This window comes from Nesterenkonia salmonea (genome assembly GCF_005771525.1).
Taxonomy (GTDB): domain Bacteria; phylum Actinomycetota; class Actinomycetes; order Actinomycetales; family Micrococcaceae; genus Nesterenkonia; species Nesterenkonia salmonea.
Genome location: NZ_VAVZ01000114.1, coordinates 1 through 836 on the forward strand (window position 1 = coordinate 1; position 836 = coordinate 836).

1 protein-coding gene is annotated in these 836 nt (G+C 63.3%); it reads right to left on the reverse strand.

Annotated features, from left to right (window positions below; genetic code table 11):
• Positions 1-658 (reverse strand): transposase family protein (locus tag FEF26_RS15510; protein ID WP_208012964.1); only part of this gene is annotated, 658 nt, incomplete at its 3' end.
• Between the last annotated feature and the right edge of the window lie 178 nt (positions 659-836).

Consider the following 836-nt stretch of genomic DNA (forward strand, 5'->3'; position numbering starts at 1 on the left):
TGCTTTGGGCCTCCAGCCAGGTCTTGAACACGGCCTTAGAGCGGCCGGGGACCATGTCCAGCAGCCGGGCAGGTCCGGTGCCGGCGCGGACTGGGGTCAAATCGATGACCACGGTGACGTAGTGGGAACCGTGGCCGGTATGGCGCCAGCAGTGCTCATCGACCCCGATCACCTTCACGCTATCGAACCTGGTCGGGTCCTCGATCAGCAGTTGCCGCCCGGCGGTAAGGACGGCGTCGTTGACGGTATGCCAGGAAGACGCCAGTGCGGCAGCGACCCTAGCAATCGACATCCGGTCTATTACCACTGATTTCAGCGCCCACAGCACCGCGTGCCTACTGAGCTTCGCCCGTGGAGCTGCCGCTGCAGTGGTGTCTTGCCGCCAGACCCTGGCACAATCAGCACACCGGTAGCGGCGCACTCTTACCCACAAGGTGGTCGGGCGCCATCCCAGAGGAAGATGCGCAAGCTTCCGCACCACCGTGCCACGTGGGACTCCTTGTCCGCCGCAGACCCGGCACCACGGATCATCCTCAGCCAGACGGCATTCCAGAATCGCTTGGTCCCGGCGGATCTGCTGACCGGTGACCCTCAGCCCCAGGGCATCGAGCAGGCAGAAGCTATTGAGGTCAGGACAGGTGAAAGTAGGCTTGGGCACGTCGAGGTCTTTCGAGTTGAAGGCGTAGGAACCTCCATCTTCGGAAGGCCTCGACTCCTATCCGTTGATCGCCACGCCCGCCCCGCTCCTCGGACCTGCCCCTACACCCTGAAACGCGACACTCCTATAGATAAATGTCAAGCGTTGGGGGTGAGGGTTCTGCCGGCGAGGGATCGGC